This is a genomic window from Burkholderia sp. Ed8, from assembly GCF_040761425.1.
In the GTDB taxonomy this organism is placed as follows: Bacteria; Pseudomonadota; Gammaproteobacteria; order Burkholderiales; family Burkholderiaceae; genus Burkholderia; species Burkholderia seminalis.
In genome coordinates this window covers 1,609,446-1,636,138 of sequence record NZ_CP142886.1, presented here as the reverse complement: position 1 = coordinate 1,636,138, position 26,693 = coordinate 1,609,446, and the positions used below count along the sequence as shown (strand labels likewise).

Annotated in this window: 16 protein-coding genes and 2 pseudogenes; 6 read left to right on the top strand and 12 right to left on the bottom strand. The window is 64.5% G+C overall.

Going from position 1 to position 26,693, the window contains the following annotated elements; translation table 11 throughout:
• Positions 1 to 226: 226 nt before the first annotated feature.
• The gene (locus VXM69_RS21545; protein WP_176730067.1) at positions 227 to 448 is read right to left on the bottom strand and encodes a hypothetical protein; all 222 of its coding nucleotides are present in this window, start codon (positions 446 to 448) and stop codon (positions 227 to 229) included.
• Between VXM69_RS21545 and VXM69_RS21540 the strand changes: the two genes are divergently transcribed.
• Positions 447 to 2,615 carry a M1 family metallopeptidase gene (locus tag VXM69_RS21540; RefSeq protein WP_034187511.1) on the top strand — a complete coding sequence of 723 codons (2,169 nt, stop codon included), beginning with the start codon at positions 447 to 449 and terminating at the stop codon, positions 2,613 to 2,615. The two genes, VXM69_RS21545 and VXM69_RS21540, sit on opposite strands and share 2 nt — an antisense overlap.
• A 142-nt stretch (positions 2,616 to 2,757) precedes the next feature.
• Here the strand turns inward: VXM69_RS21540 and VXM69_RS21535 are convergent, their stop codons facing one another.
• Positions 2,758 to 3,786 (bottom strand): transporter, encoded by a 1,029-nt coding sequence (locus VXM69_RS21535; protein WP_059557543.1) that lies wholly within the window; start codon positions 3,784 to 3,786, stop codon positions 2,758 to 2,760.
• 207 nt (positions 3,787 to 3,993) lie between these two features.
• Complete coding sequence (locus VXM69_RS21530; protein WP_367190148.1) at positions 3,994 to 4,953, bottom strand: phage tail protein; 960 nt, start codon at positions 4,951 to 4,953, stop codon at positions 3,994 to 3,996.
• A gap of 121 nt (positions 4,954 to 5,074) precedes the next feature.
• Between VXM69_RS21530 and VXM69_RS21525 the strand changes: the two genes are divergently transcribed.
• The 4 genes from VXM69_RS21525 to VXM69_RS21510 all read left to right on the top strand — a co-directional run bounded on the left by VXM69_RS21525 (position 5,075) and on the right by VXM69_RS21510 (position 12,107).
• Positions 5,075 to 5,920: a M15 family metallopeptidase gene (locus VXM69_RS21525; RefSeq protein WP_034187513.1), complete on the top strand. Its 846-nt coding sequence runs from the start codon at positions 5,075 to 5,077 to the stop codon at positions 5,918 to 5,920.
• A 301-nt stretch (positions 5,921 to 6,221) separates the two neighbouring features.
• Positions 6,222 to 10,166, top strand: a complete 3,945-nt coding sequence (gene tssM, locus VXM69_RS21520; RefSeq protein ID WP_034187514.1) for a type VI secretion system membrane subunit TssM — start codon at positions 6,222 to 6,224, stop codon at positions 10,164 to 10,166.
• A complete protein-coding gene (gene tagF, locus VXM69_RS21515; protein ID WP_034187515.1) occupies positions 10,163 to 11,152 on the top strand; it encodes a type VI secretion system-associated protein TagF in 990 nt (329 codons plus the stop codon). The genes tssM and tagF overlap by 4 nt, the downstream gene beginning before the upstream one ends.
• A 4-nt stretch (positions 11,153 to 11,156) precedes the next feature.
• Positions 11,157 to 12,107 carry an OmpA family protein gene (locus VXM69_RS21510; RefSeq protein ID WP_069706000.1) on the top strand — a complete coding sequence of 317 codons (951 nt, stop codon included), beginning with the start codon at positions 11,157 to 11,159 and terminating at the stop codon, positions 12,105 to 12,107.
• An 81-nt stretch (positions 12,108 to 12,188) separates the two neighbouring features.
• Here VXM69_RS21510 and VXM69_RS21505 read toward each other — a convergent pair.
• Together VXM69_RS21505 and VXM69_RS21500 are read right to left on the bottom strand one after the other, a co-directional pair.
• Positions 12,189 to 12,985, bottom strand: a pseudogene (locus VXM69_RS21505) (hypothetical protein); the annotation flags it as partial.
• 140 nt (positions 12,986 to 13,125) lie between these two features.
• The gene (locus VXM69_RS21500) at positions 13,126 to 14,034 is read right to left on the bottom strand and encodes a DUF3304 domain-containing protein (protein ID WP_069706001.1); all 909 of its coding nucleotides are present in this window, start codon (positions 14,032 to 14,034) and stop codon (positions 13,126 to 13,128) included.
• 4 nt (positions 14,035 to 14,038) lie between these two features.
• On the opposite strand from VXM69_RS21500, the pseudogene VXM69_RS21495 reads away from it, so the two are divergent.
• A pseudogene (locus VXM69_RS21495) lies at positions 14,039 to 14,251 on the top strand (hypothetical protein); the annotation flags it as partial.
• Positions 14,252 to 14,801: 550 nt separating this feature from the next.
• Here the strand turns inward: VXM69_RS21495 and VXM69_RS21490 are convergent.
• The 7 genes from VXM69_RS21490 to tssF all read right to left on the bottom strand — a co-directional run bounded on the left by VXM69_RS21490 (position 14,802) and on the right by tssF (position 26,636).
• On the bottom strand, positions 14,802 to 15,575 hold the full coding sequence (locus VXM69_RS21490; RefSeq protein ID WP_367190147.1) for a hypothetical protein: 774 nt from the start codon (positions 15,573 to 15,575) through the stop codon (positions 14,802 to 14,804).
• Positions 15,576 to 15,615: 40 nt separating this feature from the next.
• Positions 15,616 to 17,109 carry a hypothetical protein gene (locus tag VXM69_RS21485; protein ID WP_367190146.1) on the bottom strand — a complete coding sequence of 498 codons (1,494 nt, stop codon included), beginning with the start codon at positions 17,107 to 17,109 and terminating at the stop codon, positions 15,616 to 15,618.
• 2 nt (positions 17,110 to 17,111) lie between these two features.
• Entirely contained in the window at positions 17,112 to 19,790 is a 2,679-nt protein-coding gene (locus VXM69_RS21480) for a type VI secretion system Vgr family protein (protein WP_367190145.1), read from the bottom strand.
• Positions 19,791 to 19,858: 68 nt separating this feature from the next.
• A complete protein-coding gene (gene tssA, locus VXM69_RS21475) occupies positions 19,859 to 20,980 on the bottom strand; it encodes a type VI secretion system protein TssA (protein ID WP_034187520.1) in 1,122 nt (373 codons plus the stop codon).
• Between the two features lie 43 nt (positions 20,981 to 21,023).
• On the bottom strand, positions 21,024 to 23,693 hold the full coding sequence (tssH, locus tag VXM69_RS21470) for a type VI secretion system ATPase TssH (RefSeq protein ID WP_034187521.1): 2,670 nt from the start codon (positions 23,691 to 23,693) through the stop codon (positions 21,024 to 21,026).
• Positions 23,694 to 23,736: 43 nt separating this feature from the next.
• The gene (gene tssG / locus VXM69_RS21465) at positions 23,737 to 24,837 is read right to left on the bottom strand and encodes a type VI secretion system baseplate subunit TssG (RefSeq protein ID WP_367190144.1); all 1,101 of its coding nucleotides are present in this window, start codon (positions 24,835 to 24,837) and stop codon (positions 23,737 to 23,739) included.
• A complete protein-coding gene (tssF, locus tag VXM69_RS21460) occupies positions 24,801 to 26,636 on the bottom strand; it encodes a type VI secretion system baseplate subunit TssF (protein ID WP_034187523.1) in 1,836 nt (611 codons plus the stop codon). Before tssF ends, tssG begins: the two co-directional genes overlap by 37 nt.
• Positions 26,637 to 26,693: the final 57 nt, after the last annotated feature.

Sequence of the window (26,693 nt, the reverse complement as noted above, 5' to 3'; positions counted from 1 at the left end):
CTCTTTCTAAATTTTTCGTTTCCTTTACCCAAAACCATCAAGTATATTTACGCATCCTTGGAGCAAGCCGACAAACCTTGAAGCCGCATGACGGCGCATTTACGGAATGGCAACCCGCCTTCCTTCCGTCCTGCGGCCTGGCCCGGCCAGCCCCGTAGGTCGTCGGTTCAAAGGGATTGCGCGCCCCGCCGGGCGCGCGGCCCGGTGTCGTGCGCGCGAAATCAATTCAGTACAACACGCGTCCGGCCATTTTGAACTGGCAAGTTAACCAATATCCGGAAATCCAGAGGGGGCAGTAAACCATGATTACCTTCACGTAGTCGGCTACCGTCTTTTCGAATAATCCGTCATTGCCATTTTTTCGCCGTTGATTAACGGCGAGGGGATGGCTTTTGCCGGCGTTTTCGCAGCACTGAACGATTCCTTCAACAATCGAGGTTTCAGTCATGTCGATCCATATTCGCAAGATGCGTTATCTGCCGCTCGTCGCCGCACTGGCACTCGCCGGGTGCGGCGGCGACGACGGCGGTGCGGGCTCCGCTTCCGCGCTCAGCTCCGCCGGCGCGCCGCATTCAGGCTCGTCGCCCGCCGTCACCGCGCCGCCGAGCGCATCGAACGTCGACAAGAGCGTATCGCCTGTCGAATTGCCGGACACCGTGGTGCCCGTGAACTACCGGCTGTGGTTCCGCCCGAACGACGCGCTGAACGCGTTCGACGGCCGCGCCGACGTCGAAATCAAGGTGCTGAAGCCGGTCAACAACATCGTGATCGCCGGCCACCGGATCAAGTTCACGAACGGCCGCATCACGCTGCAGCCGGGCAATATCCAGCTGATTGCGACGCCGCAGGACAAGGGTGACTTCTATCAGTTGCGGCCCGTGAGCGGCACGATCTCGCCGGGCACCTATTCGCTGCACATGGAGTGGTCGGGCATCATCAACTTCAAGTCGTACGACGATCCGGGCACGAAGACGGGCGGCAGCTGCGGCGACGATCCGTATCCGGGCTGCTCGGCCGCGGAAGGCGTGTTCCGGGTCGACCTGAAGGGCACCGACGGCAAGACGAGCGGCGCGATCCTGACGCAGGGCGAAACCAACCTGGCTCGCCAGTGGTTCCCGGGCTGGGACGAGCCGGCCTTCCGCCCGACCTATGAAGTGACGGCCGAAGTGCCGTCGAGCTGGCGCGTCGTGTCGAACGCGGCCGAAAAGCCGTCGACCAACGTCGGCGGCGGCTACAAGCTCGTGCAGTTCGAGAAGACCCCGCCGATGCCGTCGTACCTGCTGTTCTTCGGCGGCGGCATGTTCGACACCTACGAGGACGATTTCACGAGCCCGCTGCCGGGCGGCAAGGGCGGCCTGCACCTGCGCGTGTTCACGCCGCCGGGCATGAGCGAGTGGGCGAAGCCGGCGATGGACCGCACCAAGCAGGCGCTCGACTTCTACTACCGCTACACGGGCATCGCGCTGCCGCTCACGAAGTTCGACACGGTGGCCGCGAACGACGCGTTCAAGGACCAGAAGGACCTGAACTTCGGCGGGATGGAGAACTGGGGGTCGATCCTCGAGTTCGCCGACGACATCCTGCCGCAGCCGGGCCAGCCGATGTCGCACTACGGCAACGAGGTGCTGACGCACGAAGTCGCGCACCAGTGGTTCGGCGATCTCGTCACGACCGACTGGTGGGACAACGTGTGGCTCAACGAATCGTTCGCGACGTTCTTCGAGACGAAGACCACGATCCAGTTCTTCCCCGACGAGTTCAGCTGGCTCGACCAGGTGAAGAACAAGTACCGCGTGATCAATCGTGACATCGGCCCGAACGCATTCCCGGTCGCGCCGAACTTCAACGGCTGGGCGTCGAACGACTTCGTGCTGAGCGCCAGCGCGTTCACGTACGACAAGGGCGGTCACGTGCTGAAGACGCTCGAGAACTATCTCGGCGAGCAGACACTGCGCAAGGGTCTGCAGCAGTACCTGGTCGACTACTCGTTCGGCAACGGTACGCCGAAGCGCCTGTGGGATGCGCTGTCGAAGGAAAGCGGCCAGGCGGTCGGCCCGATCGGCGACAGCTACGTGCGTCAGACCGGCGTGCCGCTGATCTCGCTCGACACGCAGTGCGACCTGACGAAGAACCAGACCATCGTCACGCTGAAACAGCAGCCGTTCCCGAACAAGAACGCGTATCCGGGCCTGCAGTGGACGGTGCCGATCACGCTCGCGTACGGCCAGGGTCTCGCGAAACGCACGACGCTCGCGCTGAAGGACACGCAGACGCAGACGCGGATCGACGGCTGCACGGGCGTGGTCGCCGACCCGAGCGGTCTCGACTACTACGTCGTGAACTACAGCGACGCGGCCTGGAGCGGGCTGCTCACGCAGGTCAACGGCTCGACCGATCCGGTACTGCTGGCGAACCTGAAGAGCGAAGCCGCGCTGCTCGTCGCGAACAATCTCGCGCCGGCTTCGCGCTCGACGTCGATCGGCTCGGTCGCTTCGCCGGCCGCGATGAAGCTGCGCCAGACGCCGACCTTCGGCGGCGTGGAGCTGACGACGAAGGAACGCCCGGCACTGCAATACCAGGGCATCTTCAAGCCGCGCAAGGTAGTGACGCAGTAACGGTGCGCAGCCGTCCGGCGCCGCGCAGCCTGCGGCGCCGGACGGCGTACCGGCTTCTCCGACCTTTGACGGGCCTCGCATGCGAGGCCCTTTTTTCGTCCGCCCGACGCACGCGCGACCGCGCCGCGGCGCCGATGCGTCGCTAGCGGTCGTCGCGACGCCGGAATGCCCACCAGGCGGCGAGCGCGGTGAAGCCCGCGACGAGCAGCACCATCAGCCAGAAGCCGTGCTTGTTTTCCGAGAACGGCACGCCGCCGACGTTCATCCCGAAGAAGCCGGCGACGATGTTGATCGGCAATGCGATCACGGTCACGAGCGTCAGCGTGAACAGCGTCCGGTTGTTCTGCTCGTCGAGACGCGAGCCGATCTCTTCCTGCAGCAGCTTGATCCGCTCGTTGAGCCCCGCCAGGTCGGCGAGCACGAGCGAGAACTCTTCGGTCGATTCGCGCAGCTCCTGCACGTCTTCCAGGTGCAGCCACGCGGGCGGCTTCGCGAGCAGCCGGAAGATCGACCCGGGTTCCGGCGCGAGCATGCGCTGCAGGCGCGTCAGCGTGCGGCGCATCGCGCCGAGCTCGATACGGCTCGACGTGAGCCGCTGCGACAGGAAGCGATCCTCGATGCGGTCGACGTCGACGCTCGTGCGCCGCATGATCTGGATCAGCAGGTCGGCCTGGTCGCGCAGCAGGTGCACGAGCAGTTCCGCGGGCGACCTGAACCGCTCGCCATCGCGCACGCACGCGCGCAGCGTGTCGACCGAGCGCAGCGGCTTGAGCCGCGCCGTCACCATGATGCGCTGCTCGACGTGGACGAACAGCGTCGCGATCTCCGACGGCGTCAGCTCGAGGTTGAACATCACGTCGTTGACGATCGCGCGCAGCGCGCCGTCTTCCTGCTCGATGCGCGTCGAACGCGACCCCTCGTGGAGAAATTCGAAGAAACTGTCGGGCAGCCCGAGATGCGTGCGCATCCAGCGCTCGCTCGCGCCATGCGCGAGATTGAAATGCAGCCAGACGAAATCGCCCGACGCGCCTGTGCCGTGTTCGCGGCACGTGCGCAGCCACGCGGCGGCCGCGTCGGCGTCGAGCGTCGCGCCGGCGCCGCCGGGCACGAAGCGGAAGCCGCACACCATGCCGGACGTATCGGCGCCGTAAGTCTGTACGATCAGGTCCATCGTGTCGAAGGTCGTGCGGCGCGCGACGCGCCGCACATCGCGGGTCGCGGGCCCGCGCCGGGAAAGGAATGGAGACGTATGCCCGACGGGCGTGACGCGCTCGTGACAGCATCAGGCCGCATCATACCGGCAGCTTCCTCACCCCCAAAAGCAACGCGCCGCCCAACGGGCGGCGCGGACCAAGCGCGGCGGCAGGCGCAACGCGCGCTACTGCCGCGTCTCCGACTGTGCGGCGCTCGGGCACGCGGGGTCCTTGCCCCAGTGGCCGTCACACACACGCCAGCGGCACAGCTGATCTTCGAAGAAGCCGCGCTCCGAACATTCCTTCACGCGCGACGCGAGCGAGCCGGACGTCGCGGCCGTCTTGGTCGGCACGGCCTGGCCCTTCTGCGCGGCGAGCTTCTTGTCGGCCGGCTTCGTGCGCGCGACGAGCGCCGCGAGCAGGTCGGCATCCGGATCGTCCTTCCCGGCCGCCTTCGCGGTACGGGTCGCGGCCGCGTCGCGGCGCTTCTTCGCCTGCGCGAGCTCCGCCTCCTGTTCCTTGCGATGCTTGCGGGCATCGGCCTTGGTGTCGGCCTTGCCGTGCGCCGCGACCTTCGTGCTCTTCGTGGCGTCGGCCTTCGCGGTCTTCGTCGTCGCGGCTGCTGCGGCCGTGGCGGCTGCAGCCGCGCCGGCCGTGGCTGCGCCCGATGCGTCGTCGGCGCCATTGGCCAGTGCGCGCGACAGGCGGCTGCCGTCGGCGGCGGACGCGGACGATGCAGAGGCAACGGCCTGGGATGCCGAATCGTCGTTGACGATCGTGGCCGGTTGCACGGCGGACGCGGCGGATGCGCCATTCTGCGCGACTTGCGCGACGGCGTTGCTGGCCGGTACGGCCTTGGCCGGCGCGGCGGCCGCGGGCTCGGCGGCGGCCGTCACGGCGGCGACCGGTTCGCCCGAGTGCTGCTGCATGCGCCACGCACCCCAGCCGCCGACGGCAACCACCAGTGCGACGACGGCGGCGATCGGCGCCTTCAGCGAACGGCGCGGCGGTTCGGCGGGCGGCGTGACACGTCCTTCCAGATTCGCGAGAATGCGCGACTGCTGAGGTCCTCCCTCGCCTGCCGGTTTAGTATCGGACAGCAGGCTGGGCGGAGTTTTCGAATTTGAATTTTCCGGCGCACTCATTCAGCGTCTCATTGAATCCTGGTTTAATTCACCGCGATAATATAGCCCGGCCTCTCGAAGCAGCCTGATTCTAAGAGCAAGCATTGCAAAACACAATCAATTCCAATTTCCGGGGATTTCCTTGATTGCCGTCGCACTCGTCGCCTATTTCGCCCTTGCCGTTGCGGTTGCGGCACTGTTGCTTTTACCGGGTATCCGCGCGACCGTTTTCGAATCCGTCGCCCAGTTTCACGGCCGTCTTACGCGCCGTGCGAACGATCGCGCCGCGCGCACGCGGAGTCAGATTGTTAAATCGGCAAGCGTTACGCGCGGCGCATTAAACGATGTGCAAAATTTACTGGTTCGACGGCGCTTGATGATTATGGTATCGGCAGGTATTCTTGCGACGCCGCCATTGGTCGCCATTGCTTTACGCGGCCGGCAATTGTTCCAGTATGACGACACGGCGCGCGTGCCCGACGAGAAGATCGCCGCGCTGCTGCAGGGCGAGCAGCTCGTACCGCCGCCGCCGCTGCCGCCGGAAGTCTTCGCCACCAAGGAAGTCGAGCAGATACGCCCGGCACTCAAGGATGCGAGCCGCGACTGGAACCTGCTGGACCCGGATTTCCGTACGCGTCTGCTGCTGGTCTACAAGATCATGCACGAACAGCACGGTTATGAGATGGCACTGCTGGAAGGGTACCGAAGCCCGGAACGGCAGAACCGGCTGGCACAGATGGGCAGCAACGTGACCAACGCGGCGGCCTTCCAGAGTTATCACCAATTCGGGCTGGCGGCCGACAACGCATTCCTGCGCGACGGCAAGCTGGTCATTTCCGAGAAAGATCCCTGGGCGATGCGCGGCTACGAGTTGTACGGCCAGGTCGCCGAGCAAGTCGGCCTGACCTGGGGCGGCCGATGGAAAATGATGGATCTCGGGCACGTGGAATACCATAAACCCGGTTTTAAACTGGGACGCGGCAGCTAGCCAGGGCTGCCGGACAGGAAATAATGAGGGCGGCATGGGGCTTTTAAATATCCCGGCAGGAAACGATACGGGCGACGCAAAAAATCGGGCATTCCGGTGCGCGATTTTTTCCGGCCGCCGCTTCCGTTTTAAATCTCACAGCGTCCTTTCATTAATGCGCGCGCCTTCTCCGATGCCGCGGGCGCATTGATGCCAGCCCCCTTCATCCCGTTTGACAGCATGGCGACACATCGCGGCGCCACCCTTGCCGCTCGGCGCGCCTGCGTCGCCTCACCGAATCGCACCGGAACCTGAACGTCCTATGCAACGCATCCTCAACGTGCTGACTCATCCGCGTACGCTCTCGATTGTCGGGATCGTCGCGCTAGCGGCGATTCTCTTCATCGTCGCCGACATGCTGCAGCTGCCGCTCCTGTGGGCGGCGATCGCGTTCGCGGCGATCCTCGCGCTGTGGCTCGTCGTCGCGCTGTGGCGCCGCTGGCGCGTGAAGCGCGCGAACCAGCAGCTCGGCCAGGTGCTCGAGGAGCAGGCGGAAACCGGCAAGATCGCCGCGCCCGCCGCCGCCGCGCTCGCCCCCGATTCGAAGACCGCCGACCTCGACGTGCTGCGCACGCGCCTGTCGGATGCGGTGAAGACGATCAAGACATCGAAGATCGGCCAGGTGTCGGGCGGCTCCGCGCTGTACGAACTGCCGTGGTACATCGTGATCGGCAACCCGGCCGCGGGCAAGAGCAGCGCCGTGCTCAACTCCGGCCTGCAATTCCCGTTCGCGGACAAGAACAGCGCCGTGATCCACGGCATCGGCGGCACGCGCAACTGCGACTGGTTCTTCACGACCGAAGGGATCCTGCTCGACACGGCCGGCCGCTATTCGGTGCACGAGGAAGACCGCAGCGAATGGCTCGGCTTCCTCGGCCTGCTCAAGCGCTATCGCCCGAAGGCGCCGATCAACGGCATCATCGTCACCGCGAGCATCGCCGAACTCACCGGCAACCGCCCCGAATTCGCGATCAACCTCGCGAAAAACCTCCGCCAGCGCGTTCAGGAGCTGACGGAAAAGCTGGAAGTGTTCGCGCCGGTCTACGTGATGTTCACGAAGGCCGACCTGATCACCGGCTTCACCGAATTCTTCAGCAGCAGCGACAAGCACGAGTACGACCGCGTGTGGGGCGCCACCCTGCCCTACGAGCCCGACGACAAGCGCGACGTGGTCGCGCAGTTCGATACGCACTTCGAGGAACTCTACGAGGGGCTGAAGGAGATCAGCGTCGCGCAGCTGTCGCTGTCGCGCGGCAACCAGCTGTCGCCGGGCCAGCTGAGCTTCCCGCTCGAATTCTCGACGATCAAGCCGTCGCTGCGCGCGTTCCTCGCGACGCTGTTCGAGAACAACCCGTTCCAGTACAAGCCGATCTTCCGCGGCTTCTACTTCACCAGCGCCCTGCAGGAAGGCGAAACCAACAGCGCGGCCGCGCAGCGCATCGCGCACCGCTTCGGCCTCGACGGAAACGCGCTGCCGAAGCCGCACAGCGCCTTCTCGAAGAACGGCTTCTTCCTGCGCGACCTGTTCTCGAAGGTGATCTTCGCCGACCGCCAGACGGTGCGCCAGTTCGCGAGCCCGACCAAGACGCGGCTGCGCTACGCCACCTTCTTCGGCTTCGTCGCGGCGCTCGCGCTCGCGCTCGGCGGCTGGACCTGGTCCACGATCGGCAACCAGCAACTCGTGTCGAACGTGCAGGCCGACCTCGACAACGTCACGCGCCTGCAACAGGGCCGCAACGACCTGCAGTCGCGCCTGCAGGCGATGGACATCCTCGAAGACCGGATCGAGCAGCTCGAGCAGTTCCGCCGCGACAAGCCGCTGTCCGTGTCGCTCGGCCTGTACCAGGGCGACCGTCTCGAGCAGCACCTGCTGACCGAGTACTACAACGGCGTGCGCCAGATCCTGCTGGCTCCGGTGTCGCAGAACCTCGCGTCGTTCATGAAGGACGTGAACGCGCACCCCGAACAGCTCGTGCCGATGACGCGCCCGCCCGAATCGGGCGCCGTGCAGGGCGGCACGCTGCCGGTCTCGACCAACGCGGCAGGCGCCGCGCCGCAGGCCGGTGCCGCACTGGCCGCGTCCGGCCCCGCGCCGGCCGCCGCGCAACAGCCCGCCGCACCGCAGGGCGGCCTCTACAGCGACGCGTCGCCGACCAACGTGCAGGACGCGTACAACGCGCTGAAGACGTACCTGATGCTGTCCGACAAGCGCCACGTCGAGCAGGCGCACCTGACCGACCAGCTCGCCCGCTTCTGGCGCGGCTGGCTCGAGACGAATCGCGGCAACATGCCGCGCGACGAGATGATCAAGAGCGCCGAGCGCATGATCTCGTTCTACCTGTCCCGCGTGAACGACGACGACTGGCCGATGATCGACGCGAACCTCGCGCTCGTCGATCAGACCCGCGAGAACCTGCGCCGCGTCGTGCGCGGCATGCCGGCCCGCCAGCGCGTCTACGAGGAAATCAAGGCGCGCGCGTCGACCCGCTTCGCGCCGATGACCATCGCGCGCATCGTCGGCGACGGCAACCAGTCGCTCGTGGCGGGCAGCTACGCGATTCCGGGCACGTTCACGCGCGAAGCGTGGTTCGACTACGTGCAGCCGGCGATCCGCGACGCGGCGACCAAGGAGCTGCAGGCGAAGGACTGGGTGCTGAACACGTCGACACAGGACGACCTGACGCTCGAGGGCAGCCCCGAGCAGATCCAGAAGACGCTCGTCGGCATGTACAAGACCGAGTACGCGCAGCACTGGCAGAAGTTCATGCAGGGCATCGCGGTGCAGGGCTTCAGCAGCTTCGGCCAGGCCGTCGACGGGATGAACCGCCTCGGCGACCCGCAGGATTCGCCGATCCGCAAGATCCTCGAGACCGCGTACGACCAGACGTCGTGGGACAACCCGTCGCTCGCGAACGTGGCCATCAAGAAGGCGCAGACGGGCGTGGTGAACTGGGTCAAGCAGCTGTTCACGCGCTCGCAGGCCGGCCAGGTGGCGGCGGCCAACATCGACATCAACGGCAATCCGGCCGAGGTGCCGATGGGTCCGATCGGCCAGGAGTTCATCGGGCTCGCGCGGATCGTCGCGACGCATGACGGCACGTCGATGCTCAAGGGTTACATGGATTCGCTGTCGAAGGTCCGTACCCGCTTCAATGTGATCAAGAACCAGGGCGACCCGGGCCCGGGCGCGCGCCAGCTGATGCAGCAGACGCTCGACGGCAACGGTTCGGAGCTCGCCGATTCGCTGAAGCTCGTCGACGAGCAGATGCTGACGGGCCTCACCGATTCGCAACGCAAGTCGCTGCGCCCGCTGCTCGTGCGGCCGCTGATGCAGGCGTTCGCGGTCGTGATCCAGCCGGCCAGCGCCGAAGTCAACAAGGTGTGGAACGCGCAGGTCTACCAGCCGTTCCAGAACTCGCTCGCGACGAAGTACCCGTTCGCGGCGAACGCCAAGGTCGAGGCCGGCGCCGGCGAGATCGCGCAGGTGTTCGGTCCGGACGGCTCGATCGCGAAGTTCGTCGGCACGACGCTCGGGCCGCTCGCGGTACGCCGCGGCGACACGCTCGCCGCCCGCACGTGGGGCGACATGGGCATCGGGCTCACGCCGGACTTCACGAACGGCTTCGCACGCTGGGTCGCACCGCTCGCGGGCGGCGCCGCCGGCAGCGCGGCCGCGTCGTCCGAGCCGCAGACCGTGTTCCAGATCCTGCCGCAGCCGAGCACGGGCACGACGGAATACACGATCGCGATCGACGGCCAGCAACTGCGCTACCGCAACACGCCGCCGCAGTGGACCAACTTCGTCTGGCCGAACCCGCAGGGCTCGCCGGGCGCGACGCTGTCCGCGACGACCTTCGACGGCCGCACGGTGCAGCTCGTCAACGAGCCGGGCCGCTACGGTCTCGAGAAGCTGATCAACTCGGCGCAGCGCAAGCGCCGCCCGGACGGCACCTTCGACCTGACGTGGGCGCAGGGCAGCGTGAACGTGTCGGTAACGATGCGCATCATCAGCACGTCTCAACCGTCCGGCGGCGGCGGTGACCAGCCGCAGCAGCAGAGCCTGCGCGGCCTGCAGCTGCCGTCGTCGGTCGCCGACGCGAGCGCGGGCGCGGCGCTGAACGCAACGCAGTCCGCCGGCACGGGCACGCCGGCCGCCGCGCCGGCCGTCGCGGCCGCCAACGCAACGCATGCACAGGGGGCGCAATGACGCAAACCGTTCAGGCGCAAATCGCCTACTTCGGCAAGATTCCGTCGCGCGGCGACTTCGTCAAGAGCGCACACAATCCGCAGCTGCTGCAGACGCTCGATCGCTGGATCGCGCAGGCGCTCGAGCTGCTTGCGGAAGATCCACGCTGGAAGATCGTCTACGAGGATGCGAAGCCGATGCATTTCGCATTCATCGGCTCGCGCAGCAAGCTCGCGATCGCGGGCCACATGGTGGCGAGCCACGACGTGTCGATGCGCCGCTTCCCGTTCCTCGGCGCGACCGCGCTCGAGGTCGACCGGCCGCTCGCGTTCCTCGCGCGCAGCCCGCTCGCGTTCGCGCGGCTGTGGTCGCGCGTCGCGGCGCAGATGCCGGCGCTGCTCGCGAAGGAGGAGCCGCCCGGCGCGCTGCAGGCGCTCGGCGACACGCAGGTGCCGATCGATGTCGGCGGCCCCGGCACGTCGCACGACGGTACCTTCAACGATTTCGTCGAACATCAGTCGCTGTACGGCCTGCAGCAGATGCTGCTCGAAAGCGGCCATCCGGTGCGGCTGCGCGGCGCGATGCTCGCGCTCGGCTCGCTGCTGCGGCCCGTGATGCAGAGCGGCTCGTCGCACATCGAGCGCGGGCTCACGCTACCGCTGCCCGTGGATCCGTTCTACCGCAGCCTCGTCGCCGCGTTCTGGCTCGAACTCATCACGCCGTTCGTCGCGCAGGCCGACTTCGAGCTCGCGATCTTCATCGGCACGATCGCCGAACGCGAACGGCTGATCATCGGCTTCAACGGCGCGTCTTCCAAGACGCTGCTGAGCGTGGTCGACCCGCAGACCTACGCCGCCCACAACATCGACATCGACGATCCCGAGTGGATCGACGCCCATGCGCAAAACGATCAGCAGATCAGCAAGCTCGTCAGCTACCTCGACCAACCGCAACTCTCGCTGCGCGTCGCCATCGACGCGTTCCGCGAAGCGTTCATCGGAGGCTGACGGGATGCATCGCACGATTCACGCCCGGCGCGCCCGTCTTTCGGCCGCCCTCTCGCCCGCCCTCGCCGCCCTCTTCGCCGCCGGCCTCGTCGCGAGCGGCGCGGCCTTCGCGCAGAACACCGGCGCCACCGTCACGCCGGTCGGCAACGGCACGGTCGCGACGACCGCGCTGCCGTCGTCGAACCCGAGCGCCGGCACCGCGTCCGGCACGGTGGTGCGCGGCACGGCCGGCACGATCACGCCGCCGCCCGCGAACGCGGCGCCCGGCCAGGTCGTCGTCGGCGGCAAGGTGCCCGACGAGGCGACCAAGGCCGCCGTGCTGCAGAAGCTGCGCGATACCTACGGCACGACGAACGTCGTCGACCAGATCGAGGTCGGCGACGTCGCGACGCCGCCGAACTGGAGCGCCAACGTGCAGAAGCTGCTCGGCGCGCAACTCAAGCAGATCAGCAAGGGGCAGTTGAAGATCAACGGCACGCAGATCGAGATGAAGGGCGAGGTGCACAACGAGGCGCAGCGCCAGCAGCTCGCCAGCGACATGGCGAACACGCTGAACCCGACGTACACGATCAAGAACGGGTTGCGCGTGTCGGCGTCCGAGCAGGGCGTGCTCGACCAGACGCTCGCCAATCGCACGATCGAGTTCGAGACCGGCAGCGCGACGCTGACGCCGCAGGGCCGGCTGATCCTCGACCAGATGGCGGCCGCGCTCGCGAAGATGCAGAACCGCACGGTCGACATCATCGGCCACACCGACAACTCGGGGAACCGGACGTCGAACATCGCGCTGAGCCAGGCGCGCGCGGATGCGGTGAAGGGTTACCTGATCACGAAGAACATTCCGCCGCAGCAGATGACGACGACGGGCGTCGGGCCGGATCAGCCGATCGCGCCGAACGATACGGCCGACGGGCGGGCGAGGAATCGGCGGATCGAGTTCCGGGTGGGGCAGTAAGTTTGCGGGAGGCGGCTCACGATGAGCCGCCCCGGTGTGGCGGGGTGTCGGCGATAGATAATTGCGCGCCGCTGAGTGACGTCAATGCGTGGGCGGCGTCCGCTGGTAGCTTTTCGCCCATTGCTGGCTCTGCCTGCTCGCCTGCTCGACCCGTTCGGCGGTGAGATCGTCGCTCTTGCGCTGCTTATCTTCCTTCACGTAGTCGGTCTTTCCAAACACGTCCTTGTCCCGTGTCCTGAAGTACAGTGAAGGCGCGAGCACGTGATCTTGCCAACTCGTCAGCAACGTATCGTGGACGAGCATGTCGAACATCGCCATCACCTCCGACGGAAGCGGGTTCTTCCCCAATACCCCTGCTCCCAGGCCTTGACCAGCGCAACCTCGTCCTCGTTCAGTTCGACGTGGCGCGCAAACGCAGGCGCGAGGAACAGCGGCGTATAGGTCAGCTTGTTGTTGAACGACTGCATGAAGCGGCGCTGCTGTTGGGCCTCGTATTCCGGCCGCATCTTCTCCCACTTGCCGGTCATCTCCTTCGCCTCCTTGTCGAGGCGCTGCCAGACCGTCGTATAGTTGCTCGGCGGGACGTCACTCCACAGGTCGTTGTAACGCTTGTCCGCCGCCTGCTTCGCGAGCTTCAGCTTTTGAATTTCGGGCGAATCCATCCGTTGGCGGCCCATCATCGCCCAGTCGAGCTTTGCCTTGGCATCGCGCCGGTCGTAGTCGGCTTTTTCGACATCCTTGCGCCACTCGGTCGCCGGATCCGTCACTGAATGACGGAATTCCGGATCCTGATATCGCACGGCGATCCAGCGCAGGAATACCTCCGCATGCGGCAGAAAGTTCACGCCCTGCGTATCAGGGACGACCTTGCGGTACGAAGAACACGCCGATACGGATCGTTGCCCCGCACGGCAGACAATCTCCCTTCGGATAGTTGGCCGTCGCCATCCTGTCGACGGCCATTCGAACGCTCTGCGGCGTAGCATCGTCAGGATCGAGTCGAATAGCGTTTCGATCGTTAGCTCCTGCCATGGCTGTTCTCCTCACGTGGCGGCGGCAACAGCCCCGCCGGAATCGACGGCACCGCGACCGCCTGGAATCGGTTTCGCCCAAGCTCCTTCACAACCGAAGGCGACAGCGCGGCTACCGCCTTCGCGAATGCGCCCGGCTTGCCCTTGCTTGACTGAATGAGTTTCTGCGCCTCCTGGTGCGCGTCGAACCGAGGATTCACCAGAAGCGCGTAATACGCGTATTGCTCGAGGTCGCTGCGATCGGTGAAGCGGTACTTGATCCAGGCTTCCGCAACGGTTCTCGCAATCCGGCGGTGCAACTGGGCGTCGTTGTCCTTGTACTTTTCGTCGAGCCGTTTGCCGTACCGTTTCGTCAGGTCACGCGACACGTCGACGATCGGCAATCGCGTACTGCCCAGCATCTCGCCGGGAAATGCCAGTTCGACATGACGATCGGGATAGAAGTGAACTTCGAGAATGCGTGAGCCGATCGAGTCCGGCTCCCTCGTCGGCGGCAATGAAACGTCCGTCTCCGCCTGTTGTTTCTTCACCTGCTCGCCCGGCCGCCAGTCGTCCGCATCGTAATACGTCCACTGAACCTTGAAATCGGTGCCCTTCAGCAAGTAGCAGCAGGCGATGCTGCCCTCCCCTGCCCCAGGTTCGAGATCACCGCCGCCGCGTGCCTTGTTGCCGAACTGGTCGGTGATCGTGAACCGAACGAGGTTGTACGGCAGGTAGTTCAGCGCCTCGGTCGAAATGCTGGTGTAGGTCGGATCCGACTTGCTGCACGCCGCCATGGACACGAACAGCAAGCCTGCCGCAGCGACTCGCAGCGCAGCGGAGAACCGTCCGCGAACGGCGTGTGTACCGCGAAGGCCTGGAACAATCGCGGGGAATTCCGGTGCAGTGTATTGCATGACCAAACGCAGGGACGACACGGATCTCGCTATTGAAGGCGTGCCGATTCAGATTAAGTTTGTCGGATTGCTCGATGCAGTTTCATCCATCATGTCGGAGGAAGCCGGCGAGCTGATAGGAATGGTGCCTTATCTGGGTATGCTCAAAACCAACTTCAAGGATCGCCCTCTCGCCATCCCGGCCAGTGTACAGCGCTGCGTTCATTTCGCCGCAGCGCAAGATCTCATCCCGGGATCGGGCAGCGGGTTGCGGGGGGCTTGGGGGCGGCCACCACCTTGTGAGGGCGACCTCGGCACGCCGCTCACCATGCGCTACGGCGCGTTCCCACGCAAACGGACAACGCCCGGCGACTGCTCGAAATCCTGGATCGACATTTCGAGCTGCGACGGCGGTCCATCCGCCACACCCAGTGAATATGCGGCGGGCACGGAATCGCATCGGCGGTTCGTGATTCGGATATGGCGACTGGTTGCGGATCACACTTGGTCGCATCCGCCCATGTTATGCAGCTGATCGCCGTAGCGCGGAGCCCGAGAATCGGGCATTCACTGATCGGACGCCTGTTTCAAGTAATCCAGAAGAGTCATCGTTCGTTGCTCCGTCAGCGGCGATCGTCAACGGCGGCGAATCGACCAGAAACAGTGGCGTTCCGAGCACACACGCGCACACGATGAGGACCGCACCGGCGACCAGATTCTCTCCGAGAATTGCGTGGTATCACGCGGATATGAAATTTCGCTTCAAACCGCCGCGAGCATCAGGCTATTCATGAACTCAGAATAACTTTCTTCCCGGTTTTTCGTTCAAGCTTCAACGGCAAATAAACTCGAAAAAAAATCGATCGCACGTAGGCATTTCCAATGATCCAGATCGACATCGGGAACCCAACGAGCGACAAAACAACACCCAGCACATGAGGACCAACGTTCTCACCAAAAACATGGTTCGCACCTAACCCAAATGCCGCAGCAAAAGGCATCGAATAACCAACCACTGAAAGCAAGGACCCTTTCAACGGATTCCGCGAAGTCAATTGGTCAATATAGCCACCCAGCGAATTACGGAAGACCAAATTCTCACCACTTTCATAATAAATTGTCTTCACAACCGATTCGCTTTTAACGGCGCGACGAAAATCCAACAAAACCTTGAACGAGTGCCACCCAATAATAGCAAAGCATACAGCGATCACGGAAACCTTCAAAATTCCAGGCATCGGAACATATGATATATAGAACAACCAAAACAATGCGATCATCAACCACGGCCCCAGGTAAAACAGCGAAACAACACCCTCAACCCAAAGCCTTCGAGGCTGCCGATTCATAACATAATGAACAAACAAAACAATCGATATACAAAACTGAACAACCACTATCGATTTCCACAACAAATCCGCCATCACACCCAACTTGAAAAATACGTAATATATGGCGGCCACAAGCAAACCAATAGCCAACTCTATCGCAGCCAGCTTCCCATGAAAATCTATCGGCGAACCGTCATCGACTGGGTGGCCATCAACATTTGCTTCCATCATCGTCAGATAAAAATCCTCAAAAATTACCGGAAGTGAATCCTCAGGGAAGCATCATCCACTGCGACCCTGAATAATAGTCACCATAATCCTTCGGCAGCTTTTCTTCGAGTGCCTTACCGGCCCTCCGCACCATGCCATCGATTTCATCCACGATAGCCTTCGGATTGTGAAATAGCAATTTCACGAATTTCTTCCCACTGGCATCGAACAAATAATCAACAAGCAAACCAACACCCAAAATCAAGACAAATCCACCTATCGCCAGAGCACCTACAGTCACTCCGGTCGCTGCAGCCATGGCAACTATGCCAGCGTTGGCCAAGCTTATTGCAGCGCCAACCAATGCCGCCTTGAATGCATCCACCAACAATATTGCGATTAAATCCCTGAAATCCTGATTTGAATCCGAAAACCAGACGATCGTGTCTATACCCGCCCCAATAAAGAATGCGACCAGTGCATTCCCGGAAAAGGATCCCTTGGCTGCATTCCACGCCGCCGCTCCTGCGGATGACAATGATCCAGCCCCTCCGGCTATCGTTGCCAGCTTGGTACCGGGCTGCACTTCCCGCGCATAGCCAACCAATAAAAATCCCAGAGTTTTCCAATCTTCCGGGACGGTGGAGAATGCAAGTACCGTTTCACCGCCACGCTTGATTAAAAAAAATGATCTTTTAAAAAAATCCCTTGCCCAAGGCTCATTTCCATACCAAGCATCCCTGATATACGCACCGATATTTCCGACCTGCATCAGAAGCCAGTTCCTCGATATGACATCGTGAGGATTAGGCTTGAATTCGTAAGGTTTGTCACCCTCTTTGAAGAATCTCAGCACCCAATTTGGCTCCTCCACACCGGCATTCCGCTTTACGGAAAACATGTGAACGGAGTATTTTATTTCCCGCCCGTCCGCGGAAACATTTAATGCCTCCCCCGAGAAAACATTGGGCGCACCCGCCATCGTTTTTTTAGATTGGAACGGGCTATTACTCATCAGGCCGGATGAATCACCTTTGGATTGCGCTTGGCGGGCCTGATCCAGAGCGGACATCAAGGACGGTGCCGCAGCAGCTTTTCCCAGGACTCCAGCATCCGAAATCCGGATCAGGTCCTTCGCCCACTCCTTATCGTTGTGGAGCACAATCAGAACCGGCGCTGGTTTATCCTTCGGATCATCCGTACAGCCCTTTGTGCAGTCCATTTTGGCAATCGGATAGTGCCCAAGCACCTTCTCGCCCTGCTTGAGAATCAGACTCCCCTCGAAAGTACGGCCGATCCAGATGTGGCACGGCTCCCCATCTTTGAACGTCGTCTTGCCGACATTCATCTTCCGCTTCGTGTCATAAAAGCGCCCGTTCGGTTGATCGGGGTGCGTCGTGGTGACGGTATAGGTCGCGCCGGCCTGAAGCTGGATATCGAATACCACATCCCGATGCTTGCGTAACAGCACCGTCAATTCCGTCTCGGCCGCGCACTTGACCGGCTCCCCCGGCAGATCAATACAGACGTTATGTTGAACAAGTGGCTTGCCCATTTTCACTCCCCCGTCCGTTTGAACTGACTGGCCACGAACTCGTCAAAATCGATGTTCTTCAATTCCGCCTTGCCTTCCGCGTCGAGCGCGACGCTATGCTCGGTCCCGTCCTCGGTCGTGAACTTGATCGGTTCCCCGTGCGGCACGTTGCCGTCGGCATCTACATATCGAATCCGCATGTCTGCCTTCTTGCCTTCCGCCTTGAACGTCTTATGCATGCTCGTCGGCCCGCTGAACGTGTGCTGCCCGCCCTTCACGTCGATCTTGCCCGGTGCATGAATCTCGATGTTGCCGCCCTTGATCCGGACATACGCGCCGCCGGAAGTCAGCAGAATCTCTTCCTTCGCGACGCCTTCGATCGTTGAGGTCGCCGACAGCACCTTGATCGTCTTCTGCGCGACCATCTCGACGTTGTCATTCTGCGCCTGTATCTCGACGGCACCTTTCCCGGCAAAGAGCTTCATGCCCGCATTCTGCGCAAACAGACTGAGCTTCTCCTTGACGCTCGCCACCAGCGATTTCCCGCTGGCGAGATGCGTGCTCTGCCCGCTCACGACGTTGACGTGGCGATCCGCAGCCAGGTGCATGCTTTGCTCCGACGCCATCCCGATCCCCGCCGGGCTCGCGAACAACATCACCGGTTCCGTGAACGCATTCGCGCTGCCCGTCCCGCCACCAGCGGTCCTGCCGCCCGACGTCGCCCCCGTCACGCTGTTCTGTGTCGCATCGACGAACTGCTTCAGCGCATCGTGACCGGCCCCGAGGGCTTCAGCCTGATGCATCTCGCTGACCTGCGACATCGACTCGATCAACCCTTCCGCATTGGCAAGCTGCTGCTTCGCTTCGCTCACATCGAGCGGCTGGCTGTTCGCCTGCTTCGGATGCGTCGTCACATACAGCCCCTGCCCGGCGCGCACCGCACCATACGCATCCGTACGCAGATCAAAACCCGAGCCAAGATACGTGCCGCGCGTGTTGCCGTTCTGTTCGATCAGGTAACCTAGATGAAGCAGCGAATTCGCGCTGCTGCTGAACAGGCGCGCACGGTTCTGCCCGGTCGCGTCGTCGAGCACCATCTCGTTGTGCCCCGACCCCGCGTATTCCTTCGACCGGAAACCCGACAGGATCCCGTCGCTATGCCATTGCGGCTTGGTCGCTCCGTTGTAGACGCGATGCATGACGATCGGCCGGTCGCAGTCGCCGCCGATGTAGCCGACCAGCACTTCCTCGCCGACACGCGGAATATGGACGGCCCCGTAGCCGCCGCCGGTATCCGACTGCATGACGCGCATCCAGCACGACGCGGTTTCGGTGCCCGCGTTCTGCCGGTCCCAGACGAACATGACCTTGATCCGGTTCAGCTCGTCCGTATACACCTCTTCGCCCTTCGGCCCGACGACGATGGCCGTCTCAAGCTGCATCTCGGGCTTCCGATGCTCGAACGGGCTGCGATACGGCACGGCTGCGCGTTGCGCCTCGACTTCGACGAGATAGAACCCGGCCGAACCGTCGTCATGCCCCACCTCGAAGGCCGCGGCTTCACCGTGGCCGGCTTTCACCTGCGCCAGACGGTCCTGCAGGCTGTGCGGGAAGTTGGCCTCGTGGTCCGAGATCGGCAGGTTGTTCTCGATGTACCGGGACACCTTCACGGCCGCGAATTCCCGGTCCTGAGCCGAATCGCGATCGTGCTCGGGGTGATCCGCCAGCGTGAAGCGCCGGCCCGCATCGATCGCACGCACGCCGCCCACGCCGAAAAAGCGCTTCGCGCAGGACTCCCATTGCTCAAGGCGAATCTTCGACAGGTGTTCGCCGCGATCCTGGCCCGCGTACGTATACGCACCGGTGTATTCGTAGATTTCGGTCTGGCCCGGCAGGTCGCCCTGATCGGCCTTGGTCGGCAGCGTCGTGCCGTTCGGGTTGCCGGCGGATGACGGCGACTTGTAGTCGAACGTGCGCGTGGTGTGCAGCGAACTCTGCAGGGTGCGCGACGCGGCCCATTGCGTGAAACCCGTGGTTTCGCTGCCCGTTCCCGAGCGGTCGAACCTGACGGTATTCGGGGACAGTTCGTCGACCGCATGCAGGTCGTCGGTAATCACCAGCGTGTGCGCGCTGCCGTCCCCGGCATGGCGCCAGAAGCCGAACAGCCCTTCGTCTTCCATCAGCCGATGCACGAAGTTCCAGTCGGTTTCGCTCTGGCGACAGTAGGAGCGCGACGGCAGCGGCTTCGACAGCGCGAACTGGTATCGGCCCTTGGCCTGCGGATGCGCATCGAACACGTCGGCCAGGATCGTGTCGATCGTCTGGTCCTGCCAGTACCGCATGTCGCTGCGGAACTTGAGAAAATGCATCCACGACGCGAAGGCCAGCTGGTAGCCCGACAGGCTGCCGTCCGCGCCGAGCCTGCGCGCCGTGTGGATATGACCGTTGATCGGCAGATACGATTTGTCCGCCTGCTGGATCCACAGCGTGATCGGCTTCGCGATCAGCGTCTTGAGCTCAATGTCGCTCGCGCTCGACACGAGATCGAGCTCCACGCTGAAATCGCGTCCCAGTTCGGCGTGAATCACGGCGCGGCGCGGCACCAGCGCATTGTTCGGCAGCGACGGGAGGTCGATCTTCAGCAGGCGATCCTGCTGAACCAGGCCGCCGCGGATCGCCTGGGCCAGTTCGGTCACGTTCATGCGTCAATCCCTGTTCTTGTCTGCCGCGGGCCCGCCGAGCCCGCGCTCTCAGGTGCAAGGCCCGGCGCTTACGACTGCTCGTCGGGCCGCACGCCCAGCAGCTCGCGAATATGCGACAGCGACCCGTCGTCCTTCACGACGCTCTCGAGCCACTTGTGCAGCGGCATGTCGGCCCATTCGGCCGCCTTGTCGGCGAGATACGCGACCGGGCTGTGCGGCTCGGTCTGGCGGAAATAGCGCGCGACCGCACGCAACTGGTCGACGGCCTGCGCGCGGTTCTGGATGCCGGCGATCATCTGCGTCACCGGAGGGCGCGGCGCGGTCTGCTGCTGCACGTGGGTCTCCTCGGTCTGGATCGAATTGCCGAACACCGGCTCGATGCGCTCGGGTTGCGCCTGCGGCGCCGCCTGCGTGTGCGGCGCGCTGCCCGTGTAGCCTTGCTCGCGCGCAAAACGCTCGGCGAGCCGGTACACGGTCTCGAACGCGTCGCGCGCCTGACGGAAGCTCGGCGCCGAATCGCCCGCGCGCTCGACGAGCCGCTCCTCGAACGCATCGAGCGCGAATTCGAACGCCTTCAGGTTCGCCAGCAACGTCGTGTAGAACGCGATCGGCGTCACGCGCCGCGACGAATCGATCTGGTCGAGCGACGGCTTGCCGCGCGCGATCTCGTCCGCGTGATCGGGATCGCGCTTGATCGCCTGCGCGACGTGCTGCGCCACTTCCCAGTCGAGCGTGCTGAATGCGTTCGATGCACCGTCCGTCATCGGCACCGCGCGCAGCAGCTCGGCCGTGCGGCCGGAGAGCCATGCGACGTTGCCGAGCCGGTATTCGGTGTCCTCGCCTTCGGGCAGCGGGTGCACGGTGTCCCAGAACTCACGGCACAGGCCCTCGAGCAACGCATAACCGTCGGTGAGGCCGGTGATGCCGTCCTCGAGCGCGAGCGCCTCGGTCAGCCACACGCCGAGCCGCAGGTCCTTCGTGCGCGTACGCAGCAGCACGCTTGCCTGATCGACGACGAAGCCCCAGTCCGCCTCCTTGATCTCGGTCACCCATTCGCCCTGGTCGAGCGTCGGATCGTCGTAGCGCCGCGCGTCCTGGATCGCGTCGAATTCGTTCGAAAACAGCAGGTCGTCGCCGCTGGGCGACGCGTCGCTGATCGGCGTCAGCAGCTCGGGAAGATTGATCGGCATGGTTTGGTCAGTTCATCAATGCTTGGACGTTGCGCGGCCGCGCTCATTCGACGGTGTACGCGAATTCGCCGGCCTCGTCCGCACGCACCGCGATACGCGCGATGGCTTCGCCGTCGGCGATCCGGCCGAGCACGTGGCCCGCGATCTCCGGCAGCAGCGTGCCGTTCAGGATATGGTCGACGTTGCGGGCGCCCGAGTCGACCTCGGTGCAGCGCGCAAGCACCGCCTCGACGAGCGACTCGTCCCATTCGAACGCGGCCTTGTGGTTCGCCTCGATCCGGCGGCGGATCCGTTCGAGCTTCAACTCGATGATCTCGGCCAGCACGTCGTCGGAAATCGGATAGTACGGCACGACCTTCATGCGCCCGAGAAACGCGGGCTTGAACGTCTTGTACAGCTGCGGGCGCAGCGTCTCGGCGAGCGCGTCCGGATCGGGCAGTTCCTCGGCCGGCTTGTTCAGGCACGCCTGCATCACCGCGGCCGACCCGACGTTCGACGTCAGGATGATCAGCGTGTTGCGGAAGTCGATCTCACGCCCTTCCGCATCGTCCATCGCGCCCTTGTCGAACACCTGGAAGAACATCTCGAGCACGTCGGGGTGCGCCTTCTCGACCTCGTCGAGCAGCACGACGGAATACGGGTTGCGGCGCACGGCCTCGGTCAGCACACCGCCTTCGCCATAACCGACGTAGCCGGGCGGCGAGCCTTTCAGGCCCGACACGCTGTGCGCTTCCTGGTACTCGCTCATGTTGATCGTGACCATCTTGCGTTCGCCGCCGTACAGGATGTCGGCCAGCGCGAGCGCCGTCTCGGTCTTGCCGACCCCCGACGGCCCGACGAACATGAACACGCCGCGCGGCTTGTTCGGATCCTCGAGGTTCGCGGTCGCGGTGCGCACGCGCTGCGCGATCGCGTCGAGCGCGTGATCCTGGCCGATCACGCGCGCGGTGAGCAGCGGCTGCAGGTTCAGGACGGTGTCGATCTCGTCCTTCACCATCCGGCCAAGCGGAATACCCGTCCACGCAGCGACGATCTCGGCGACGACATGGCCGTCGACCTGCAGCGGCACCATCGGCTCGCCGCCCTGCAGCGCGTGCAGTGCCGCCACGCGTTCGGCGAGCTTGTCGCGGGTGGCCGGCACGTCGACCGGCTGGCCGTCTTCCGACGGGCCGCGCGCCTTGTCGAGCGTATCGCGCAGCTCGGTAATCTCGGCGACGATCGCACGCTCGGCTTCGTAGCGTGCGTCGTCCTTCGCGAGTTGTTCGAGCGCCGTGTCGCGCGCACCACGCAGTTCGGCAAGCCGCTCGTCGTGCGGCGCGCCGCCGGCGGCCTCGCGCTCCAGCGACGCGATTTCCGCGTCGATCCGCTCGATCCGCTTCTTCGTGTCGTCGATCGCGGCCGGCGTCGCGCTGTGCGCGAGCGCGACCTTCGCGCACGCGGTGTCGAGCACGCTGATCGCCTTGTCGGGCAGCTGGCGGCCGCTGATGTAGCGGTGCGACAGGCGCACGGCCTCGGTGATCGCATCGTCGAGGATCCGCACGTTGAAGTGCTTTTCCATCAGGCCCGACATCCCGCGCAGCATCGCGGCCGCGAGCGGCTCGCTCGGCTCCTCGACCTTCACGACCTGGAAGCGCCGCGCCAGCGCCGCGTCCTTCTCGAAGTACTTCTTGTATTCGCTCCACGTCGTCGCGGCGATCGTGCGCAACTCGCCGCGCGCCAGCGCCGGCTTCAGCAGGTTCGCCGCATCGTTCTGGCCGGCCTGGCCGCCCGCGCCGATGATCGTATGCGCTTCGTCGATGAACAGGATGATCGGATGCGCGCTCTTCTTCACTTCCTCGATCACGCTCTTCAGGCGGTTCTCGAACTCGCCCTTCACGCTCGCACCGGCCTGCAGCAGCCCCATGTCGAGCACGTGCAGCGCCACGCCGCGCAGCGGCGGCGGCACGTCGTCGGCCGCGATCCGCAGCGCGAGCCCCTCGACGACCGCGGTTTTGCCGACCCCGGCCTCGCCCGTCATGATCGGGTTGTTCTGGCGGCGGCGCATCAGGATGTCGATCGCCTGGCGGATCTCCGCTTCGCGGCCGATCACCGGATCGATCTTGCCGTCGCGCGCGCGCTGCGTGAGGTTGGTCGTGTACGTGTCGAGCGCGGGGGTCTTCGACGGGCCCGCCGCGGGTGCCGCACCGGCCTCGCTCGCCGCCGCGCCGCCGTCGTCCGTATCGGCCTGACGCGGCTCGGCCTCGCTCGACCCGGCCACGACGTCGTCGAACTTGTGCTTCAGGTCCGTCACGTTCACTTCCGCGAACTGGGACGACATCCGCTGCGCGAACTGCGCGAGATCCGGCGCGGTCAGCAGCGCGAGCAGCAGATGCCCCGAACGGATGCGGCCGAGCTGCGAATCGAGCGACGCGATCAGCCATGCCTGCTCGAACAGCGCGATCAGATGCACGGAAAACACCGGCGTACGCGTGTTGCCGGTCTTCAGCCGCGTCAGCTCGCGTTCGAGATCGGCACGCAGCGCATGCGGATCGACGCGGCTCGCGCGCAGCGCGAGCGGCAGGTCGCCGGCGGGCTCCTCGAGCAACGCGAGGAACAGGTGTTCCAGATCGACCTCGTAATGGCCGCGCGCCAGGCACGCGCTCGCCGCGCGCTCGGTCGCGTGCCGGCACAGCGGATTCAGTTTCGTGATCAGGGTCTTCAGAGGCGTGCTCATGGCGTCGATCTCAGGTTCGATTGCGTGTTGTTGTCGTTCGGAATCAATGAATCACGTGCAGTTCGTAGCGTGCATCGGAGCGGTCCTCGATCGCGTCGCGCGTGCAGAGGAATGCATCCCAGCCGAGCCGCGAGCCCGCGCCCAGCATGCTCGCGCCGACCTCGGTGCGCTTCAGTACGAGCTTCACCTCGTATTCGAGCGTGACGCCGGCGAGCAGCGTCAGCATCCGCTCGAGCGCGACGGCGTGCGCGCCGCCAGGCAGGAAGGCCTCGTAATCGCGCTTGGACAGCGGACCGACGACGATCCGTGCGCGCATGTCGCGCTGCCAGACGCGTTCGCCGACGAGCGCCGTCGCGCCGAGCACCGCGTTGACTTCGCCGAGCACGCTCAACTGGTCGGGCGGCACGTCGTACCACTTGCCGACGAACTGGTCGATTTTCACCGGCACGCGGAAGTAATCGGACAGCGCGCGCTGCAGGTACGCGGCCGACATCGGCCGGTGCCGCGCGGCCAGCGCGTAACCGGCGACGGCTTCGTCGAGCACGCCGCCCGGGCCGGCCGCGAGGCTGTCGCGCACCTCGTCGCTCGGTACGCCCGCGATCGCGAGCAGCAGCGGCAGATAGCGCTCGTCGCGATCGAGCTCGTAATGGAACGGCAGCCGGTATTTCTTCCACGCCGCGTAGAACAGCGCGGTCGCGCGGTTCGAGAACACGTCGAAGAACGCGCGCGCCGCATGATCGCGCCGCAGGTACTCCCGCGCGACGATCTGCTCGGTGTAATGCAGCGGCAGCGCCCCCTGGCCGCCGAGCAGCCCGAAGAACGCGGGCGTCAGCTCGACGTGGCCGAGCTCGCCGGCCGCGAGCGCGGCGGTACGCTGCTCGCCCGAATCGAGCAGCGCGCCGCCGTCGTCGAACGAGCGCACACCTTCGATCTCGCTCGGCGGAAAACCGAGCGACAGCGTATTGCGGAACTCGATGCGCTGCGCGACCACGTCGCCCTGCCGCCATGCGCCGGGCGCGTCCGACGCCTGCCGTGCGAACAGCCCTTCGAGCACGCGCACCGCCTGGAAGAATTCGAAGCGGTGCGGCTCGTCGAGCAGCGCGTCGACTACGCCAGGATCGATTCGCCGGTTCGGGGCTTGCATCGGATGATCTCCTCGCCGGTGCGCTTCGACACGACGACCAATTGAACGAAACTGTTGAGATGGACGTACAGCCCGAAGAAGCTGTCGAGCACGCGCACGAACGACGCGAGGCTCGCGCCAACGAAGTGCTCCTCGTCGATCGTGAGCCGGATCTCGATGCCGCGCACGAAGGTCGCGAACGGCTTGCCGGGCAGCCACTGCACGGCGCCGCGCTGCTCGACCCCGACGAGGCCGTCGATCTGGCGCATCGACACGGCCGTGCGCCGCAGGTCGTACAGCGTCAGCATTTCCTTCAGCGGCGCAAGGCCGTGCGCGACCAGCGACACGTGATTGAGCGCCAGATGCGACACGAGCCGCCAGTGCGCGGCGCGGCCGCGCTCGAAGCGCACGCTCTGCGTCGGGCGGCGCAGCATCGAAATGCCGCTCGTCTGCGCACCGCCCTCCTGGAACAGGTCGCCGCCCTCGAGGCCGAACGCGAGCATCGCCGGCAGATCGCGGTTCGTGCAGGTGAGGTCGAGGCTCAGCGTGTCGGTTTGCGGCGACGTCGGCTCGAAGTCGATATCGACGATCGAGATTTCGGTTTCGTAGCCGGGGCTCTTCTGCGCGACCCAGTCGTTGCGGCGCGCGAACCAGTAGTGGCCGATCCGCGCCGATTCACCATGATGCAGCGAGTAGAACGGCCGGAATTCGATCACCGACTCCTCGTGCGCCTGCTGCCTGACGAGCTTCACCGAGTCGATCGAGTACACCTCGTACGCGAACGCGCGCCGCGCCTCGGCGATCACCGGATACGACACCGCGCGATGCGTGACGCGGATCGGCTCGCCGTGCTGGCGGAACAGGTTGACGATCGGCGTGCAGAACAGCCGGAAATGACTCGGCGTCAGCAGCTCGAGCAGCCGCGCGACGTGCGAATCGCTGCGCACGTCCTGCAGCACGAGATGCAGCGTCGCGCGCTGGCAGCGGCCCGACGCGCGCGTGATCGCCGCGAGGTCGAAATCGACGAAATCGAACTTGTCGGGGAACGCGAAGTATTCGGTGAGCAGGCGATACGCGGGATGCGATTTCGCCGGATAGTCGATCAGCGCGTCGTCTTCGTCGAAACCGGCTTGCGCGATCGGCAGCTTGCGCAGCGCGGTCCAGCGGCCGTTGCGTTCGGGCTCGACATACGCGCCCAGCACGTTGACGAACAGGCAGTCGGTAAGCGCGGCGACGAACGACTGCTCGCCGTGCAGGTGCGCGCGCAGCGTCGACAGCTTCAGCGCGCCGAGATCGAGCTGCGCGGCGAGCGATTCGAACGTGATCGAGATCACGCCCGTCGCGTTCGACGGCAGCACCGTCGCGCTCGGCGCGAGCGCGACCGGCGTGTATCGGGCCTCCGAAATGCGGATCGGCGCGAGCGTCACGTCGTAGGCGGTGCGAAACCGGCACTGCACGCCGCGGATCGGACGGCTCTTCAGCTCGGTGCCGCGCTCGATCACGACCGGTTCGGTCTGCTGGCCGGGCGAAGCTGGCGTGAACTGCGCGATCGAGCACGACGGGAACGGCCGCAGGTAGTGCGGATACAGCACTTCCAGCAGCGCTTCGGTGAACTCGGGGTAGTCGTCGTCGAGCTTCTTGTTGATGCGCGCGCCGAGCAGCGCGAACGACTCGATCATCCGCTCGACGTGTGGATCCTCGCAATGCTCGCCGGACAGCGCGAGCCGCGCCGCGATTTTCGGATAGCGTTCGGCGAAATCTCGCGAATAGCGCCGCAAAAACGATAATTCGCGCTCGTAATACGGCAGCAATTCTTCCATCGACGACCCCGAACCTCAATATTTCCTGCCGGACCTGATCAACCACCGGGCGGTCCG